This is a genomic window from Anoxynatronum buryatiense (assembly GCF_900182905.1).
Taxonomy (GTDB): domain Bacteria; phylum Bacillota; class Clostridia; order Peptostreptococcales; family Tindalliaceae; genus Anoxynatronum; species Anoxynatronum buryatiense.
Genome location: NZ_FXUF01000045.1, coordinates 1 through 1,506, shown reverse-complemented (window position 1 = coordinate 1,506; position 1,506 = coordinate 1). Strand labels below are relative to the sequence as shown.

At 51.1% G+C, this 1,506-nt stretch carries 1 protein-coding gene; it reads right to left on the bottom strand.

The window, feature by feature from the left end; genetic code table 11:
* Nucleotides 1–1,482 (bottom strand): IS1634 family transposase (locus QOL74_RS18340; RefSeq protein WP_283410957.1); only part of this gene is annotated, 1,482 nt, incomplete at its 3' end.
* Nucleotides 1,483–1,506: the final 24 nt, after the last annotated feature.

Sequence of the window (1,506 nt, the reverse complement as noted above, 5' to 3'; positions counted from 1 at the left end):
GAGACCCTGGAGGGTCCATTTGGTGAAAAGGCCAGCATCCTGCATCTTCTTTTTCACGTAAGACAAATAGATTAAAGCAATAAACTCAACGAATATCTTGCCGTCCAGGGACAATTGGGAAGAAACCTGCATTCTGCGAAAGTTCAGCCGTTCTTTCAGGTCACCAAACCCCTTTTCTGTCATATCTTTGCTGCGGTAAAGGGAGAGGGCTTCAAAAGGATCCTTCACCTCATTGGAGAGAAGGGCAAAGTAGCCGTAGTTTCTGGCCGCATTCTTCATGGCTTCTTCCTTGGGCTTGATCTTTTTACCCCGCTTGGGTGTCTCGGTGACTTCAAAGTATTTGTCGCAGTCTTTCATGCGGTAGTCTTTCCGGGTTCCCTGTTCCAGGTCCTGCTTAAGACTGGTCAGGTAATCGTTCATCTCCACCTGGTCCCGGGCAGCCTTCTCCGGGTTGTAGAAAAGGTGAAGGTAAGCCCGGCGTTTCTCGGTGAGGGTGTCCCCTTTGTAGGGGCGATGCTGTTCGTAGTTCCACTGGATGGTGCGGCAGGTTCCATACACTCCAAACTGTGGATGATGGTTTGACCATGTCTGAAGGTTCTCCCGTTCTTCTTCCAGCACCTCCTTGACATACTTCAGGCTCAGCTTCACACCTATGAGGAACTTCTGGTGATGCTTGTATAGCCCATTGATGTTGTCTTGACTGTAAAACCCCCGGTCCAGCACCACATGCACCTGTGAGTAACCCATCACATTGAACTCGCCCATGAGTTGCCTTAAGGTGGTGACATCGGTGATGTTCCCCGGAAGCCTTCGGTAGTAGAAAGGCAGGCCGGATTCTTCGCCAAAGAGAAGGGCCAGGTTAAGCTGGGGGAGGCGGTCGTGTTCTTTGTTTCGACCTTTCTTCACTTGACGGAGCACTTCGGAATAGCTGGAAATGGAGGTGATGTCAAAGGCCCAGTATTCTTTTTCGATACGGCGTTTCCCCTGCTTCCTGAAAAAAGCCATCCGGTTTTCTTCTTCAATGGCCTGGAACAGTTCGCTGCTTCGCTGGGACGGGATGTCTTCTCCGCAAGGATGGACATGGAGTCGTTGCCAGTGGGGGAACCGACTTAAAGGGTTGTTGTCTTCAAGGATCAGGTAGTAGGCAACGGACAACATCTGTTTGTAAATCTTTGGAAAGCAGGCTTTCAGGTCTTCCTGGACGCCGGTCTGCTGACCAATCTGGTCAAACAGATGGGTGGCTCCGTAGAACCGGCGCTGGATCTTGGTGATGGGTACAGGTCCCTGCTTTGCCGGCACATGCGTCTGAGGCGAGGTCTTTTTGTAAGACCGGGTGGGGATGATCTCGCCTGTCTCTGGGTCCAGCTTGCCAATCAGCTTTCGCCTGGCCCTGGACTGCTGTTTTTCCTTATCCCAGTAGGCTTCGTTCTCATAGGCGTAAGTGATGCCGGTTTGCTTATTGGTTTGATAAACGATGCTCATACCCATCCCTCCTCGTTATATATT